This window comes from Candidatus Thalassolituus haligoni (genome assembly GCF_041222825.1).
In the GTDB taxonomy this organism is placed as follows: Bacteria; Pseudomonadota; Gammaproteobacteria; order Pseudomonadales; family Oceanobacteraceae; genus Oceanobacter; species Oceanobacter antarcticus.
In genome coordinates this window covers 1,214,430-1,230,485 of the sequence record NZ_CP139482.1, presented here as the reverse complement: position 1 = coordinate 1,230,485, position 16,056 = coordinate 1,214,430, and the positions used below count along the sequence as shown (strand labels likewise).

General features: G+C 54.0%; 17 protein-coding genes. 6 read left to right on the top strand and 11 right to left on the bottom strand.

Annotated features, from left to right (window positions below; genetic code table 11):
• Nucleotides 1-167: 167 nt before the first annotated feature.
• Together nadC and SOJ49_RS05600 are read left to right on the top strand one after the other, a co-directional pair.
• Complete coding sequence (nadC, locus tag SOJ49_RS05605; RefSeq protein WP_369857249.1) at nt 168-1,040, top strand: carboxylating nicotinate-nucleotide diphosphorylase; 873 nt, start codon at nt 168-170, stop codon at nt 1,038-1,040.
• A gap of 122 nt (nt 1,041-1,162) precedes the next feature.
• A complete protein-coding gene (locus SOJ49_RS05600; RefSeq protein ID WP_369857248.1) occupies nt 1,163-1,864 on the top strand; it encodes a hypothetical protein in 702 nt (233 codons plus the stop codon).
• Nucleotides 1,865-1,939: 75 nt separating this feature from the next.
• Here the strand turns inward: SOJ49_RS05600 and cmoB are convergent, their stop codons facing one another.
• The 8 genes from cmoB to rpe all read right to left on the bottom strand — a co-directional run bounded on the left by cmoB (nt 1,940) and on the right by rpe (nt 10,134).
• On the bottom strand, nt 1,940-2,986 hold the full coding sequence (cmoB, locus tag SOJ49_RS05595; protein ID WP_369857247.1) for a tRNA 5-methoxyuridine(34)/uridine 5-oxyacetic acid(34) synthase CmoB: 1,047 nt from the start codon (nt 2,984-2,986) through the stop codon (nt 1,940-1,942).
• Between the two features lie 57 nt (nt 2,987-3,043).
• Nucleotides 3,044-3,784: a carboxy-S-adenosyl-L-methionine synthase CmoA gene (gene cmoA, locus SOJ49_RS05590; protein WP_369857246.1), complete on the bottom strand. Its 741-nt coding sequence runs from the start codon at nt 3,782-3,784 to the stop codon at nt 3,044-3,046.
• Between the two features lie 86 nt (nt 3,785-3,870).
• Nucleotides 3,871-4,287 (bottom strand): heme-binding protein, encoded by a 417-nt coding sequence (locus SOJ49_RS05585; protein WP_369857245.1) that lies wholly within the window; start codon nt 4,285-4,287, stop codon nt 3,871-3,873.
• 151 nt (nt 4,288-4,438) lie between these two features.
• Nucleotides 4,439-6,256 (bottom strand): diguanylate cyclase domain-containing protein, encoded by a 1,818-nt coding sequence (locus SOJ49_RS05580; RefSeq protein ID WP_369857244.1) that lies wholly within the window; start codon nt 6,254-6,256, stop codon nt 4,439-4,441.
• Between the two features lie 142 nt (nt 6,257-6,398).
• Nucleotides 6,399-7,952 (bottom strand): DNA recombination protein RmuC, encoded by a 1,554-nt coding sequence (gene rmuC / locus SOJ49_RS05575; RefSeq protein ID WP_369857243.1) that lies wholly within the window; start codon nt 7,950-7,952, stop codon nt 6,399-6,401.
• The gene (locus SOJ49_RS05570) at nt 7,952-8,626 is read right to left on the bottom strand and encodes a hypothetical protein (RefSeq protein ID WP_369857242.1); all 675 of its coding nucleotides are present in this window, start codon (nt 8,624-8,626) and stop codon (nt 7,952-7,954) included. Before SOJ49_RS05570 ends, rmuC begins: the two co-directional genes overlap by 1 nt.
• Nucleotides 8,627-8,715: 89 nt before the next feature.
• Entirely contained in the window at nt 8,716-9,435 is a 720-nt protein-coding gene (locus SOJ49_RS05565) for a phosphoglycolate phosphatase (RefSeq protein ID WP_369857241.1), read from the bottom strand.
• A 15-nt stretch (nt 9,436-9,450) separates the two neighbouring features.
• Nucleotides 9,451-10,134 (bottom strand): ribulose-phosphate 3-epimerase, encoded by a 684-nt coding sequence (gene rpe, locus SOJ49_RS05560; RefSeq protein WP_369858038.1) that lies wholly within the window; start codon nt 10,132-10,134, stop codon nt 9,451-9,453.
• A 225-nt stretch (nt 10,135-10,359) separates the two neighbouring features.
• Between rpe and SOJ49_RS05555 the strand changes: the two genes are divergently transcribed.
• From SOJ49_RS05555 to SOJ49_RS05545, 3 genes are read left to right on the top strand one after another with little or no spacing between them, the layout of a single operon-like run.
• The gene (locus tag SOJ49_RS05555) at nt 10,360-11,658 is read left to right on the top strand and encodes a DUF3530 family protein (protein WP_369857240.1); all 1,299 of its coding nucleotides are present in this window, start codon (nt 10,360-10,362) and stop codon (nt 11,656-11,658) included.
• Nucleotides 11,659-11,717: 59 nt separating this feature from the next.
• Nucleotides 11,718-12,308, top strand: coding sequence for a hypothetical protein (locus SOJ49_RS05550; RefSeq protein ID WP_369857239.1), 591 nt, complete (start codon nt 11,718-11,720; stop codon nt 12,306-12,308).
• Nucleotides 12,309-12,365: 57 nt separating this feature from the next.
• Complete coding sequence (locus SOJ49_RS05545; RefSeq protein ID WP_369857238.1) at nt 12,366-13,100, top strand: MBL fold metallo-hydrolase; 735 nt, start codon at nt 12,366-12,368, stop codon at nt 13,098-13,100.
• Nucleotides 13,101-13,192: 92 nt separating this feature from the next.
• Here SOJ49_RS05545 and SOJ49_RS05540 read toward each other — a convergent pair whose 3' ends face one another.
• Nucleotides 13,193-13,966, bottom strand: coding sequence for a ferredoxin--NADP reductase (locus SOJ49_RS05540; RefSeq protein ID WP_369857237.1), 774 nt, complete (start codon nt 13,964-13,966; stop codon nt 13,193-13,195).
• A gap of 143 nt (nt 13,967-14,109) precedes the next feature.
• On the opposite strand from SOJ49_RS05540, the gene SOJ49_RS05535 reads away from it, so the two are divergent.
• Complete coding sequence (locus tag SOJ49_RS05535) at nt 14,110-14,994, top strand: LysR family transcriptional regulator (protein WP_369857236.1); 885 nt, start codon at nt 14,110-14,112, stop codon at nt 14,992-14,994.
• Between the two features lie 224 nt (nt 14,995-15,218).
• On the opposite strand, the gene SOJ49_RS05530 is transcribed toward SOJ49_RS05535, so the two are convergent.
• Nucleotides 15,219-15,677, bottom strand: coding sequence for an Sbal_3080 family lipoprotein (locus tag SOJ49_RS05530; RefSeq protein ID WP_369857235.1), 459 nt, complete (start codon nt 15,675-15,677; stop codon nt 15,219-15,221).
• 109 nt (nt 15,678-15,786) lie between these two features.
• Entirely contained in the window at nt 15,787-16,023 is a 237-nt protein-coding gene (locus tag SOJ49_RS05525) for a cysteine-rich CWC family protein (protein WP_369858037.1), read from the bottom strand.
• Nucleotides 16,024-16,056: the final 33 nt, after the last annotated feature.

Here is a 16,056-nt window from a genome sequence, read left to right as displayed (position 1 = left end):
TGAAAATGTAGCGAGCGATGAAAGGACAAAGCAAAAATCGACGAAAAAGCGCAATTTATGAGTGATACATGAGCATTTTGAGTCGATTTTTAACGCCGTCATTTCGAGCACCGGATTAAATAGATGTCCCCTATACCGCACCAACAATTAATATCAAGAGTCATGTCATGAACCTGAGCCTACACGCTGCCGATATTACCAACGCCGTTACCACTGCCCTGACCGAAGATGTCGGCAGTGGTGATATCACGGCCCGCCTGATCCCGACGCAGCAGCGCTCCCAAGCCCGTATTATCAGCCGTGAACGCGCCATCATCGCAGGCAAAGCCTGGGTCAATGAAGTCTTCCGTCAGCTCGACCCGAACGTCCAGGTCATCTGGCGCGTCTCCGAAGGTGAATGGGTGCGCCCAAACCAACTGCTATTTGAACTGTCAGGCTCAGCGCGCAGTCTGCTCACTGGCGAACGCTGCGCCCTGAATTTCCTGCAAACGCTCTCAGCCACTGCCACTTTATGCCGACAGTATGCCGATCAGGTTGCAGGTACTGGCGTCAAGTTGCTCGATACCCGTAAAACCCTGCCGGGTTTACGCATCGCACAAAAATATGCGGTCAGTGTCGGCGGCTGTTTTAACCATCGAATAGGCCTGTACGACGCCTTTTTAATCAAGGAAAACCACATCATGGCATGTGGCGGAATTGCCCAGGCCGTTGCGGCTGCCCATGACATCGCCCCTGGCAAACCGGTCGAGGTTGAAGTGGAATCCATGAACCAGCTGGACGAAGCCATCGCTGCCAATGCCGATATCATCATGCTCGACAACTTCACCCCCGCCGAGATGACCACAGCGGTACAACATGCCCGCGCTGCCACTGCCAATCGCCTGGAAGGGCCAATCAAACTGGAAGCATCCGGTAATATCACTGATGCCACCCTGCTGCCTTACGCACGCACCGGGGTCGATTACATCTCCATCGGGGCGCTGACCAAAGATTGTAAAGCGATTGATTTATCAATGCGTATTATACACTCTGACCGATGATCAGGACGCGGGCTTTTGGGCAGACTCGGGCTTTGACAAAACGCTGGCCCCGTCACAGACACTGAAGCCATCAAGACTGAAGTAACAGACACTGAAACGACAACCGCTATAACGGAACTCCTATGCACCTCACATCGTTTAATCGTTATCAGGCATTTGCCGCTCACTTTGGTATCAGCCTGGTGCTGTTTCTGATGATGGTCGCGCTGGTTTTTGGCGTTTGGTATCCCGGCATTCTGAGTGCTGCCGATCCGGGCTGGCACCAGGCGCTGTTGATGATTGCCGGAGTTGATCTGGTGCTCGGGCCAACACTGACGCTATTGGTCTTTAACCCGGCGAAAAAAAGCCTGAAGATGGATCTCAGCATCATTGCCGCCGTACAGCTGGCCGCGCTGATAGCTGGTGTGTATACCGTGCACCAAACTCGCCCGGTCGCTCTGTATGTCGCGTTTCCACCCCAAGGCTACGAAATACTCTATGCCCACACCCTGAACCAGGACACCCTGGATGCGATTAAAGCCAGTGAGGATCAAGTGTTTTATTATCAGCCCAGTTCCAATGGCTCGATATTTGGCCCGGCCAGCTACAAGGATCTGACCCCGGCAGAACTCAAGCCCATCACCGACGGTGGCTTTATCGATTTTATCAATAGCCGGGCACCGGCTGGCACCTTCGAATACAACGACACCGTGCGACTGGCAATTGGCTTGAGCGGCAACTGGTTGGTAACTGATTTAAATGGCAAGGTAGTAGGGGTTCAACCGGAACAACAACTGCTGGATGAGCAAGCAGCGGATTCCGACACCGCAACCACAGAACAATAATTCCTCCCCTGCTTTCAATCCGTAGCGCTGCTCAACAAGCAGCGCTACCTGCGCAAGCCCACCCAACCAGAGTCCTCAGGCTTCGGCAATAATCACCGCCCGTAGCGGGGCTGGGTAGCCTTCGACGGTTTTGGAAAGATCATCCGGATCAAGAAAATCCACCAGCGAGTTATAACGCATCCAGTCGGTTGAATGCTGCTCCGCCAATGAGGTCTGATTCAGATCCACCACTCTGGCGTTGCGGAAGCCGGTGCGACGACACCACAACAACAACGTCTCTACCGATGGAATAAACCAGACATTCCGCATCATGGCGTAGCGGTCTTCTGGCATCACCACCTCACCTGGATCCGCGTCGATCACCAATGTTTCCAACACCAGCTCACCACCCGGCTTGAGTGCCCCGCGCAACTCTTCCAGATGCTCAATCGGTGACTTGCGATGATAAAGTACCCCCATCGAAAACACGCTATCAAAGGCTTTCAAATTGGCAGGGACATCTTCCATTTTGAACGGTAGCAAATCCGCTTGGGGAGCGATTCCCTGGGCCGCTGTCACATAGCCCTTGATGGCCTGAAACTGCATCAGAAACAGCCGTGAAGGATCGACACCGATCACTCGGAAAGCACCGGCTCCCAGCATCCGCCAGAGGTGATAACCCGAGCCGCAACCAACATCCAGCACGGTACGCCCCGTCAAGTCGGACAAATGAGGCGCCAGCCGTTGCCATTTCCAGTCCGAACGCCATTCAGTATCAATATAACTATCAAACAGCTGGAATGGCCCCTTGCGCCATGGCATCAAGCCACGTAGCCCTTGTTCCACTGCCTGCGCCTGCGCCGGGCTGGTATGGCCCTTGATCGCCAGATCAAAAGTACCAAGATCACACGTAACAGCCGCTAGCCGGGGTAATAATCTCAAAGCGTCTACCCAACGTTGCTGATCACCGTGTTCCCTCGTGACCAGCAAATCCTCTAACTGCTCCGGCAACACCTCAGCCCAGCGCGCCATGCGGCTGCCCTCCCCTCGCATGGCCGTCAGCACGTCATGAAACCATGGCAACAGGGTTGCCGCATCGGCAGCATCAAGATCAGCAAACAACGGAGTAACATCAACAGGCATGAAGCAGACTCAAGCAAAAGGAGGAATAAGAGACCGTGTAACCGTGTAGTAGCGGCATTAACGGATAGCAAGAAATGAGACAAAATTAAAACACTGATACCAGCGAATAACCTGGCTGAACCCAGCAGCCAACAACCGTTGGCGATGTACCTCTTCGCGCTCCGGGATCAGATAATCCTCAATGGCCGTGCGCTTGCGGGCAATTTCCATCTCGCTGTAACCATTGGCGCGCTTGAAATCCCAGTGCAAGGCATCTTGCAACGGCTGTTCGGCAACCTCAAAACTGATTTTTTCCGACAGAATCAATGCGCCACCCGGAATCGTTGCCTCAGCGATACGAGTCAGCAGTTCGAGGCGCTGGTCGAGCACGATAAACTGCAACACATAATTCAGTGCCGTCACCGAGGCATTGTCCAGCGTCAACGAACAAATATCAGCCTGCAACAATTCAACCGCCACCGGATCACCGGCCAGGGAATGATCGTCGAGGGCAATATAATGTGCGGCGCGTTCCAGCATGGAGGCCGAATTATCCACCCCGATCACCTGACAACCACGGGCACGTACACCATGACGCATAGCCAGCGTGACCGCTCCCAGCGAACAGCCAAGATCATACAAGCGGGTGTTATCGCGGGCATAACGACCGGCAATAATACCGGACATCGCCACGGTTTCAGCATAGCCGGGCACCGAGCGTTTGATCATATCGGGAAAAACACGCGCCACTGCGTCATCAAAACGGAAATCGGCACTGTGGGCTTCGCGGGTCTGGTAGAGGTCGTCACGCTCGTTCATAAGTGTCTCGGGTCGCTTGGATGGGCCAGCACTGCAAGGCAATGCTCTGGCAAAAACAAACCGCCATGGTATCACAAGCCGATAAATCAGCCCGCAGCCAAACCGTCGCTCAACTGAGCCAGCGCCCACTCGGCAATCTCCAGATCCTCTACTGCCGTACCACCCGCAATCCCCAGCCCGCCAATCACATGACCACTATCAAACAAGGGAATACCACCCTTGAACAACGCCAGTCCACCATGAGTGGATTCAATCCCGGTCAGGGGACGCGACCGAACCACCTCACCAAAAGCGCCGCTGTCCGTGCGAAACAACGCCGAGGTACGTGCCTTGCGCTGGCTCACTTCACCAGGGCCAATCGCGGCGCCGTCCATCCGGGAAAAGCCAATCAAATGACCCCCTTCATCAACAATGCTGATCGACACCCGGACTCCCAGCCCGGTGGCTTTTTCTTCACACCATTGAATCAATTGTTTCACTGCGGTCGCAGATAAGCGGCTCATAAGCTCTCCAGGAAAAACATTTAATCAAACGCGGAGCCTAACGACGGCAAGACAGGAAATACAATCCGTTTTCTGCGTAAGCTGATCGTATTGGCGACAGCAAGCACAGGCGGAAGAACCCGGTACCGGGAATTCGCATGACAAGCGGCAGTCAGGAGGGTGGCTGACGATCCAGCCAGGCAGAACAGACATAGCGTTTACGCCCACTGGCCTTGGCCGCATAAAGCGCCTGGTCTGCCAGTTTCAAACACTCACGGGCACTGGTGATGGACTCATCGATCAGAGCAATACCCATGCTGCAACTCACCGTCAGCGCCTGATCCTCAGCCGGTATCGGTGCTGACGCCAACGAACGCAGAATACGCCTGGCCACCGCCTCCGCCTGTTCCAGGTCTTCACACACCACCAGAGCAACAAACTCTTCGCCACCATAACGATACAGACTGTCGCCGTGACGCAAACACCCCGATACCCGATCAGCAAAACCTCGTAGTACCTTGTCACCCAGCGTGTGACCCCAGCGGTCATTAATGTGTTTGAAATAATCGATATCCAACATCAGCACTGCCACCGTATAACCATCCCGAAGCCGGTGCCGGGACAGGGCAGCCAGACGTTTTTCCAGACTTTTACGATTACCGACTCGGGTCAACTCATCCATATTGACTTCCTTGATCAAACCATTCACTCGTTGTGACAGCTTGTCGACCTGCAGCATCACGGCACCAAAAAATATCTTCCCACCCACATTCTGGCGACTGACAGTAATCACCAGTGGTACTTTTTTGCCGTCACGGTTCAATCCGAACACCCGTTCAGGATCATCCATGGTGTAACGATTGATGCTGTTATCATGAACCGCATTGTGCAAGATCAGTTCATGCCGGTGACGGCTGGCTTCCGGCATGAATTCCCGCAAGTGCATGGTTTTCATTTCCTCGATACTCCAGCCAAAAACCGCGACCGCCCCCGGATTGGCTTCATGCACAAAACCACGTTCATCAAACAGCATCACTGCCGCCTGATCAGACTCCCATACCAGCGACATTTTTGACTCGGCCTGGGCACGGGCGTCGGCCTGGGCTGACAACGCCAGTTGCCACCGATCCTGCTGATTTGCGCTATACGATAATGCCATCACAAACACCAATGACATGATCGAAGCAAACAGCGCAGTGGCAAACGCCGGTTGAAGCCAGTTCTCACCTGTGGCGTATTGCACGACAAACCCGAACACGATGGGAAAGATCAGAATCGGCAAAATCATCCGACGAAAATAACGTCCTCCCGGGGTATCACGAAACAGGATTTCCCGCAAAATACTGCCTTTGCTGCGTAGCGAAATACCATAAAAAAAAGCCACAAAACCCAGACAGGTATAAATCGTCATACTGGCAAACGGTCGGGTCTCAAACAGAGCTTCCGGTAAATAAAAATACGTAAAAAGCCCGGTCAGCGCCGGTGAACAGCCAACCACAATCAGTGTATTCAGACCCCAATTGGTCGATAGATTGTGTTCGTCACCCGCCGGATATTGATGTTTTCGAAATGCCACAATCATTAACACCAGGCCCGTGATAATAAAGACGAACGCAGTCATTTCCGACGGGCGACCGGGAAATTGATCGCTGCTTGTATCCTCAACCCAGAATTGATCAATACCGGTATTAATTTCAAATGGATATTGTAAAAAAGAAACCGTCGCAGTCGTCATCAAGGCAAAACCGATAATCAGCGTGACCATAAGGCAGCGTTTGACCATCAGCAACAAGCCACTACCGGCAAGCAAAAAGCCCGTTGCTGTGTTGGCTTTCATGGTCGGAAAACCAGGTGCAAGCACCGTCAGATCAGAATGACCCCAAAGCCACCCCAACAGTACGACCAAACCCAAGGCAATTTGCAGCAACGCCATGATCGTGACGACAAACGACGCAAGCTGAAGCTGCTGCTGAAGCCGAGGGTAAACCATAACGTGCAGAACCTGCCGGAGTGATGGACAAAGTATAAGCCGCTTCCCCGTCCTTGCCGGTCTGCTCGACGAATTGCCGCGTCTATATCCGGATTTATAGCCGATGGTTAACAAGTCGGCTTGAAATGATAATACTGTTCATTCAATCGACTGGTGCTTCCCGGCTACCAAGGGATTCATGTAATTCATCCTCGGCATTGGCGTCGTCAACCAGATTTTTAGCCAATTCCTTTTTGACCCGAACACCCAATTTACGGAAACCATCGGCCTGACTGAGCAAGTTGCCACGGCCGGATTTCAGCGAATTCCAGGCCTCATCATAACCCTTGTTCAGCGTCGTCAGCTGGCTGCCCACTTTTTCGAATTTATCCACCACCACAGTGAGTTTGTCGTACAGTTTACCGGCCTGGTCAGCCAGCTTTTCGGTACTTTTATTACGTCGTTCAATGGCCCACAAACTGGCCACCGTGCGTAAGGTCGCAAGCAGAGTCGTTGGCGTCACGACCACGATTTTTTGTTCAAACGCCGTATTAAACAGACTTTCGTCATGCTGGAATGCCAGCATAAAAGCTGGTTCGACGGGCATAAACAGGAACACAAAATCCGGTGAATTAAGACCATTCAGGTGCTGGTATGCCTTGTCACTCAAACTGCGGACATGGCTACGCACCGATTCCACATGCCGTTTGAGTGCCGCCGCCTGCTCCAGCTCGGAGTCGGCATTGACGTAATCGGTATAGGCATTCAGCGATACTTTGGAATCCACCACGATATGCTTGCCTTCCGGCAGGCGGATAATGACATCCGGGCGATAACGCTGGCCGCTGTCGTCCTGGTGGCTTTCTTCCCGGACGTATTCTTCGCCCTTACGCAAGCCGGAACGCTCGAGTACCGTTTCCAGCACCATCTCGCCCCAGTTGCCCTGGGTTTTCTTTTCACCACGCAGGGCGGTTGTCAGCGCATGAGCCTCAGTCGACATTTGCTGATTCAGCTTGTGCAGCTCAACAATCTGCGCCTGTAACGTGGCCCGATCACGGGTATCGCTAAGGTGGACATCCTCAACCTTTTTGCGCAAACCATCGAGCTGCTCTCGAAACGGCGTCAGCAAGCTGGTCAGCCCTTGCTGACTCTGTTGGGTAAACTGCTGCTGTTTTTGCTCGAAGATTTTTTGCGACAGATGTTCAAATTCTTGCAGTAACTGCTCCTTGTTTTGCTGCAGCAAGGCCAGTTTTTCATCGGCGTGCTGTTGCTGCATTTCTCGCGCCTGACGTTCGCTCACCAGTTCCGTCTGGCTGTTGCTCAAACGCTGCTGCAAATCGGCCAGACGGGTTTGCCACAACAACTGCGATTCACGACGTTCAATTTCCAGCGCCTGTTTCTGCGCCAGCGCGGCATGGCTGCGCTCTTGCCAGCGCGCCGCGTCGGTACGGGTAGCATTAAGTGCGGCATCCGTCTCACTCAGACGGTTTTCCAATTCAGCAAGCCGCTGTTCCCGCTGATGCTGTTGTTCCCGCTGTTGCTGGTGCTGCTGTTGATCCAGAAACAAGGCGGCCTGTGCACGACGTCTGGCGACCATCCCGGTCACCAACGAACCCAGTAGTATCCCTGCAATCAAACCGACCAGTGTTAACGGCAGATAACTGCCCATCATCTGTGGGTCAAACGGCAATAGCGGGGCCAAAGCCAACGCATCCATCAAAAAACTCCTCGTAGCCCGGCACTGATGGCATAGCTATGAACCGCCTCAAAATGTGCCCGGTCGTATTCTAGATATAACGATACGGCACGGGAACCGAACCCTCCCAACGACAATCCGGCTTGCCACATCGGGGTACAACCCGATACTTCGCGGGCAGAGTCCAGACTGGTGGCACTGGCGCGCAAGCACATACGCCCATAACCAAACCACGGGCCCAGTCCTGTCTGGATCGGCAACATCGCCCGCACATTCCAGCTGAACGCAGCACCATCTTGTTGATAGACGGTATTCGACGAACGCTCGTCGCTGTCCGTAGTGCTTTTGTTATCGTCAGCATTCCAGAGCCAGACATTCATTCCGCCCGACAGGATCGACCGCCAGCTGATACCACCACCAACACGAAAAAATCGCCCGACAACCGCATGGCGGCTACTGCCGTCGGGTTCGTTGGCTCGTTGCCACTCGGTTTTTGGCCAGTTCAGCACACTAAGGCCGTACGCCGCATCAAAATAGGGATTGAACCCGCTATTGAACCCGCTATAGGTGCGATTATCCGAGGTAACCACAGGAAGACTCGACCAACTCGGTTGCGGCGTGTGTATACGCACCTCGGCAGCCAGGGTAACCCCGCTGGTCAGAACCAGACTGACCATTAATACAATCCGAAGCATATGCTTACACCTGTTACCTGCCACCCGACAACCTCAAAGCCTCGGTCCACACTCGCGCCACCTGTTTTTACAAGCCGCTGCACAGGCGATTAAACATGCCGAATCAGGTCGGCAAGTGAATGAATGATCAGATTCGGCTGACAGGTAGCAATATTTTCGCCATGGTTATAGCCGTAGGGAACAGCCACGGTCATGCAGCCTGCGGCCTTGCCAGCGTACATATCATTACGGGAATCGCCGACCATGATCGCTTGTTGTGGCTCTACCGCCATCAACTCACAGGCGTGCAGAATCTGCGCAGGGTCTGGTTTACGTTGTGGCAGGTCATCACCACACACCACCGCATCAAAATAAGGACGCCAGCCGAGCGCATCCAGCAGCACATCGGTAAACACTCTGGGTTTGTTGGTCACCAGTGCCATGCGAATGCCCAGCACCGCCAGTATGGTGAGTGTTTTTTCAACACCGGGGTAAACCCCGGTGGCATCGTTCAGATGCTCCAGATAGAAAGGATCAAACAAGGCTCTGGCCGCAGCAACCTCGGCGGCATCCAGTGCCTGGGCCTGCATATCATTGCCATAACACAAGGCCCTGCGTACCAGCATGTCGGCACCGTTACCGACCCATTCAGCCACCAGCGGCTGACCAGCCACCGGTCGACCCAGTTGCACCAGCATCTGATCAATCGCAGCCGCAAGATCCGGCACACTGTCGATCAGCGTGCCATCAAGATCAAACAGCAGCGCTTGCGGAACCGTGTTTTCACGGGCGGAAAAATACGTTTGTACCGGTTCACTCCAGATCGACATATCAGGATGTCCTTCTCAACGGAGGCTGGCCAGCTGCTTACGCATCTGCTCAACCACGGCCTGATAATCAGGCTGATTAAAAATAGCCGAGCCAGCGACAAACATATCGGCTCCGGCCGCTGCTATTTCGCGAATATTGTCGACCTTGACGCCACCGTCAATTTCCAGGCGGATGTCCAGGCCGGAATCGTCGATACGCTGGCGCGCCTGACGTAATTTATCCAGCGTGCCTGGAATAAACGACTGGCCACCAAAACCCGGATTGACCGACATCAGCAGAATCACGTCGAGTTTATCCATCACATAATCCAGGTAGTGCAAGGGGGTCGCCGGGTTAAATACCAGACCTGCCTTGCAGCCCAGCGAGCGGATCAGCTGCAAGCTGCGATCGACATGATCCGAGGCTTCCGGGTGAAAGGTTATATAAGTAGCACCGGCAGCAGCAAAGTCTGCAATCAGGCTGTCCACCGGCGACACCATCAGATGCACGTCGATGGGAGCGCTATAACCATTACTGTCCAGGTATTTTTTCAGTGCCTTGCACACCATCGGGCCGATGGTCAGATTAGGCACATAGTGGTTGTCCATCACATCAAAATGAACCACGTCGGTACCGGCGTCCAGCACCGCCGCAACGTCGTCACCCAGACGGGCAAAATCAGCAGAAAGAATGGAAGGAGCAATCAGAAAATCGTGCATGGATAGACACAGGGTAATGAATGAAGTGTCATTGTAAGCGGTGGGAACGGCTTTTGCAGCCTGTGTTGCCAACGTCAACCAATTGTTCCTGATCGAGTCCTGACCATGATGCGGTTACTGTCTGTTTGCTCTGCCTGTGTTCCGCCCCGGCGGCAACCACGCCCTCCCTGTTCAGCCCCCGGCTCCCACTGCATTCACTCGCGGCTAATGGGGCTGGCAATAGCAATGACAATGAGAGTAGCGATAAAGCTGACAGCGCTGACACTGCTCTCCGCCACTCCGGCGTTCGCCGCTGACGAACCAGCGACCCCGGAACCCGTCACGACCGCTAGTCAACCTGAAGACACAAGCGTTACGGAAGCCCTGGCAGACCCCGTCGCCGTGGTTAAAGCACCAGAGCGTATCACCCCGGATGAATCACTGCAGCGCCACCAGGCCATTCCAGCCCAGCTGGCGTTATTTCAGCGCAGCAGTGAAGTGGTGCCACTGCTGGCGAACGAAACCGCCTTTTATGGTTTGTTTATTCAGGAGCGTAGCGGTTTTCCACAAGGTGGAACCTTGCTGTTACACGACCAGGGACAACATGGTCAGTGGCCGGTGCCCACCGGCATGTTACGTGAACAGCTGCCAGACCTGGGCTGGGCAACGCTCGCCATAGAGCTGCCTGATCCACCCCCCGCACCCTTACCGCCAACATCCCTGTACCTTGATGCAAGCAGCACCAATAAAGACTCTGCGGCAAGCGGCGCTGGAGATACACCGGCAGCAACCGCAGAGGCGGCCGATAACGCATCTTCCGCGCACGACAACAACCCAAACAACAACCAAAATACCAACCCAAACGACCAGAAAAAAGACGACAGCACCACGACCACAACGCTGGCGACGACTGACGCAAAAGTAGCCATACCGCCAGAACCCAATACATTTGACCCGACGCTGGCCAGAGAGCCGCCGCTGCCACAACTAACACCGCTGCCAGCGCTGAAGACAGACGCCAATCCATCAGCCGTCACGGCAATCGAAGGCCAGCAGGCCAGCGCTTATGAGCAGGCCCAGCAACAGCATCGCCAACAGGTGGTGGAACGGATCCGGCAAGGCATTCAGTATCTGAAAAGTCGCGGGCAGCTCAACCTGGTGGTGATCGCCAGCGGTAGCAGTGCCAGTTGGGCCAGTCAATGGCTCAACGAAGTCAGCCGTATCAATGCCGACGGCAAAGCAGAGCGCGGCTTGGCACTGATCCTGATTGACGCACGAGAAAGCAGCGCCACCAAAATCCCGCTACCGCAACAACTGCTGCAACTGGCGGTGCCAGTCTTCGATGTGATTACCGATGCCAATCAGCTTTCCGCCACTCAGTTACGCCAGCGAGCAGGCCTGATGCGACACAATAAACGCGCCCACTATCAACAGTTTTTCCTCTCCGGGCCGATAGCACTGGCAGATGAACACAATGCATTAACACGCCGTATTCGCGGCTGGTTAAAGTCCAATGCCGCCGGAACTCGTTTGAGCCAGCGCTGACAGGCAAAAATGGCAAGTGCTTCTATACTGAACAAGACGTGAATCAGGGGCGACACCTTATGGCAGTACCCATTTTTGTGACGGCAGCCAGTATTGCTGCGGAACTCCACCAGGCCATGCTGGAAGCCAAGGGGCTGGCACTGACGGCCAAAAATGCCCGCGCCCTGGCCGTACGCGCCGGTTCCAAAACAGTGGGATTCAAGGCCATTACCCATTTTATTGATGAGCTGGCCAGCGACATTATTCGCCAGAGCCAGTACATCAATGGGGTCTCCGAAGACCTCTCCCAACAAGCCGTGTCACTCTGGCGGGCCAATACCGCCGCCGACAAATTTGAATGGCTGGAGCGCCAGCAGCTCCCTCATGGAGACTCACTGCAACACGCCATGCAGCAGTGCTACGCTGAACGCGAGTGCTTGTCGGAGCTACTCACACGAGGCCTGCGGGAACTGGAAACGCAACTGGAAGAAGGCGACAAACACATCCGCACCGCCAACCTGATTGCCACCTCCAGCAAAATTGAAGCCTCCTCTGCCGGAGATTTTCGCGCCCAACTTGAAGTCATTGCCGCCAATATCACCACCACCGCCAACCAGATTCGACAGCACCTGAGTAACGCCCGCCGTCTGTTGAGCCAAAAGCATCGCTGATCCAGAACACATAACCCAACCACACCGGCACAGCCCGAAAACCGGAAAGGGAGACCCATGCAAGCCACCATTATTTATGAAGACGGCGATCATCGCTGGATCATGTTTGGGCGTGACCCCAACAAGTCGGACGGTATTATCGATACCAACCAGTATCTGGTACAAAGCGGTGACCAGGCGATGTTGCTTGACCCTGGTGGTATCGAGCTGTTTGCTCCCATGCTCTCGGCGGTTCTGAAGTTTATTCCTGCCGAAAAGATCACCCACTTGTTTGCCAGCCACCAGGATCCGGATATTATTTCCTCGCTGGGACTGTGGGATCAGGCATTGCCGGACGCCAAGCTCTACTCGCCTTGGCTGTGGGAAAGTTTTATTCGCCATTTCGGGATGAGCCAAATCCGCTTCTGCGCTATCCCGGACGAAGGCCAGACCCTGACCCTTGGTCGCATCCAGCTACAATTTGTCCCCGCTCACTACCTGCACTCATCGGGTAATTTTCACGTGTATGACCCCAAGGCCAAAATTCTGATGAGCGGTGATATTGGTGCCGCCATGGAAGATAGCGATGCACCGCTGTTTGTCGACAGCATGACTACCCACGCGCCGAAAATGCGCCAGTTTCACCAACGCTGGATGCCCTCCAACAGCGCCAAGCTCGACTGGATTCGCCGTGTTCGGCAGCTCGACATCAACATCATGGCCCCACAACACGGACGCCTGTTCCGGCAACCGCATATGACTGAATTCCTGGACTGGTTCGAAGAACTGCCCGTCGGCGTTGCCGTGCGCTAAAACCCGCATATCAGCCCTGTTGGCAAGACCAGCCAGGAGCCTGTCAGCAAGCAGCATCAGGGAAAGCGGGCCACTGGCCCGCAAAGTATCTGTTATTTCTCAACGAACGACCGTTCGATAACATAATGACCCGCTTTGCTGCCACGCGCCTCTTCAAAGCCCAGCCCCTTCAGAATAGCCGTCAGATCATTCAGCATTGCCGGGCTGCCACACAACATAAAACGGTCAGTTTCCGGATTTGGCTGCGGTAAACCAATATCGTCAAACAACTTGCCGGAGGTGATCAAATCCGTCAAACGGCCCTGATTCCGAAATGCCTCACGGGTCACTGTGGGGTAGTAAATCAGCTGATTACGAATCTCTTCGCCAAAATACTCATTCAGTGGCAGCTCATTCTCAATGCGATCCTGATAGGCCAGTTCGCTAACGTGACGCACGCCGTGAGTCAGAATCACCTTGTCGAACTGCTGATAAATTTCGTAATCCTTGATGATGCTCATAAACGGCGCCAAGCCAGTCCCCGTACTCAGCAGATACAGATTTTTACCCGGCAACAAGTTATCCGCAATCAACGTCCCGACCGGCTTGGTGCCCACCAGAATCTCATCACCGACAGCCAGCTTTTGCAGGTGTTGGGTCAGCGGGCCGTCCTGTACCTTGATCGAGAAAAACTCCATCTCGTCTTCATAGTTGGCACTGGCAATACTGTAGGCCCGTAATAGCGGCTTCTCTTCAATTTCCAGCCCGATCATGGTGAAGTGACCGTTCTTGAAACGCAGCCCCTGATTACGCGTGGTGGTAAAACTGAACAGCGTATCATTCCAGTGGTGAACGCTGGTGACGGTTTCCTTGATCAGGTTGCTCATGATTGGCTCTCCCGCAATCGAATATGGTTGGCAGTACCCGCATAAATCGCCGGGCCGTGCGTTAGTTGATACCCACACTGTACTGCCGTGCTACTTTTCGGTAAAACGGGTAGTTCAAATATCCATAATCGGAAATACCGAAAATGAGATACACCCTGCGTCAATTGGAAGTCTTTATCGCCATCGCCCAAAGCGGCAATCTCACCCGTGCTGCCGACCACTTGGCGATGTCGCAAAGTGCCGCCTCCAGCGCCCTCAAAGATCTGGAATCCCAATTCAATCTGCAACTGTTCGACCGGGTTGGCAAACGCCTGCAACTCAATGAACAAGGCCGTCTGCTGTTGCCCGAAGCCATGGCACTGACAGAACAGGCAACCGCTTTGCAAAACCACCTGATGCAGCACCAGGGCACCGGCAAACTGCGTGTGGGAGCGACGCTGACCATTGGCAACTACCTGGCTGTGCGTATGGTAGCCAACTACATGCAACAACACCCGGGAGCCGAAGTGACCCTGACCGTCGACAACACCGAACACATTGTCGACAAGGTGCTGAACTTTGAACTGGATGTCGGCCTGATTGAAGGAGAAATCAACCAGCCCGAACTCGAAATCCGGCACTGGCAAACGGACGAACTGGTGGTGTTCTGCCACCCCGCCCACCCGCTCGCCCAGCTTGACCAGGCCGCTGACGAGCAACTGCAACAGGCCCGCTGGATCCTGCGCGAAGAAGGCTCCGGCACCCGCCAGGCGTTTGATCGCGGTATGTACGGCCTGCTGCCGCAACTGGATATCGCCATGGAACTGGAACACACCGAAGCCATTAAACGTGCGGTACAGGCAGAACTGGGCATCAGTTGCCTGTCACGCATCGCGCTGGAAGATAACTTCCGGCGTGGCGACCTGAGTGAAGTCAAAACCCCACAACGAGACTTCGGCCGCAGCCTCTACATCGTGCTACACAAACAGAAATTCAGAACCGCAGGATTAAACGCTTGGCTGGCGCTGTGTGATGAGACGGTGGCATGAGTTTGGCTGCCGCGCAGTGCTGCCCTTGTTGCAGAAATATCGTTGAGTATTCTGCTTGAATATACAAGACAGCGTGCTGTAACCGAGTACCCGGAAATAACACATACTCGCTGCCGCGCGGCAGTTTGCCTGTCTTTTTTGCCTGTCTTTAAAAGAGCCCCGAAACCTCCGGGGTACTCCTCATTGGTCACGGAAACGGAATGCCAAGAAGTCGGGCTTGCCTATCAAAGCTGGGCGTTGGCTTCTTCAACGGTTTTACGTCCGAACATCACATCCAGCATCAACTGAATTCGCTTTTCAGAGTTACCAAATTTGGACGGTAAATTACCCGATGAAAACTCTATCTGCCGGACTCGCTGTCCCTGATTAAAACCTTCAATTTTGGAATAATTCAGGTAGGTTGCCATATCCCAGTTCCAGTAACCCACGTACTCCACGGTCAACTTATCGTTATCGTGTTTGGCACCTTCCTGATCAACTGTGTATTGGTAGCCATTCTGATCCATCCAGGCAGTCACTGCGTCAAGAAACCCGGTTCGAGTTTCTTTGTCCTGAATAATCTGTATTTCATAGCCAGGGTCATACACAACGGCGTCCTGGATCTCACTGTTAATTTTTTGGCCAGAGCAACCGGCTGCCAAAACAGTCAGAGCCAACAGTGCAATCAAGCTGATTTTTTTCATCATTCATCCTTATTTGTCATCGATTCATGCCCGTCATCCCAAGCAAGGCAAGGCAAGGCAAGGCAAGAGTGCCTCAACACACCCCGGTAAACAATCCTCAATAGGCCATCTATCTCACCTCAAACAGCTGCCGACATTGATCACAAATACATTGCTTCCCGGCGTATTCGACTGTTTGTTCCAGCAGTGATGGTGGGAATTGCGCCGTCATGCACCAGCATTGGCTGGCATCTTGCCCGCTAGCAACGGCGCAGTGGTTATCGCCTGCGCATAATGGGCACAGGCGCTGCTCGTCTGGGGAGCTAACCGGCAACGGCTTCAGGCGGGTTGTTACCGGCTTAGCCATATTAGCCATAGTGTATCCAGGTCAGGCGCTATA

Bases quoted from the DNA above. Each gene is read 5' to 3' on its own strand.
- SOJ49_RS05580 (WP_369857244.1), bottom strand. From the start codon at position 6,256: ATGGTTTACCCTCGGCTTCAGCAGCAGCTTCAGCTTGCGTCGTTTGTC.
- rmuC (WP_369857243.1), bottom strand. From the start codon at position 7,952: ATGGATGCGTTGGCTTTGGCCCCGCTATTGCCGTTTGACCCACAGATG.
- SOJ49_RS05545 (WP_369857238.1), top strand. From the start codon at position 12,366: ATGCAAGCCACCATTATTTATGAAGACGGCGATCATCGCTGGATCATG.
- SOJ49_RS05585 (WP_369857245.1), bottom strand. From the start codon at position 4,287: ATGAGCCGCTTATCTGCGACCGCAGTGAAACAATTGATTCAATGGTGT.
- cmoB (WP_369857247.1), bottom strand. From the start codon at position 2,986: ATGCCTGTTGATGTTACTCCGTTGTTTGCTGATCTTGATGCTGCCGAT.
- SOJ49_RS05565 (WP_369857241.1), bottom strand. From the start codon at position 9,435: ATGTCGATCTGGAGTGAACCGGTACAAACGTATTTTTCCGCCCGTGAA.
- SOJ49_RS05540 (WP_369857237.1), bottom strand. From the start codon at position 13,966: ATGAGCAACCTGATCAAGGAAACCGTCACCAGCGTTCACCACTGGAAT.
- SOJ49_RS05530 (WP_369857235.1), bottom strand. From the start codon at position 15,677: ATGAAAAAAATCAGCTTGATTGCACTGTTGGCTCTGACTGTTTTGGCA.
- SOJ49_RS05600 (WP_369857248.1), top strand. From the start codon at position 1,163: ATGCACCTCACATCGTTTAATCGTTATCAGGCATTTGCCGCTCACTTT.
- cmoA (WP_369857246.1), bottom strand. From the start codon at position 3,784: ATGAACGAGCGTGACGACCTCTACCAGACCCGCGAAGCCCACAGTGCC.
- SOJ49_RS05525 (WP_369858037.1), bottom strand. From the start codon at position 16,023: ATGGCTAAGCCGGTAACAACCCGCCTGAAGCCGTTGCCGGTTAGCTCC.
- rpe (WP_369858038.1), bottom strand. From the start codon at position 10,134: ATGCACGATTTTCTGATTGCTCCTTCCATTCTTTCTGCTGATTTTGCC.
- nadC (WP_369857249.1), top strand. From the start codon at position 168: ATGAACCTGAGCCTACACGCTGCCGATATTACCAACGCCGTTACCACT.
- SOJ49_RS05535 (WP_369857236.1), top strand. From the start codon at position 14,110: ATGAGATACACCCTGCGTCAATTGGAAGTCTTTATCGCCATCGCCCAA.
- SOJ49_RS05550 (WP_369857239.1), top strand. From the start codon at position 11,718: ATGGCAGTACCCATTTTTGTGACGGCAGCCAGTATTGCTGCGGAACTC.
- SOJ49_RS05555 (WP_369857240.1), top strand. From the start codon at position 10,360: ATGACAATGAGAGTAGCGATAAAGCTGACAGCGCTGACACTGCTCTCC.
- SOJ49_RS05570 (WP_369857242.1), bottom strand. From the start codon at position 8,626: ATGCTTCGGATTGTATTAATGGTCAGTCTGGTTCTGACCAGCGGGGTT.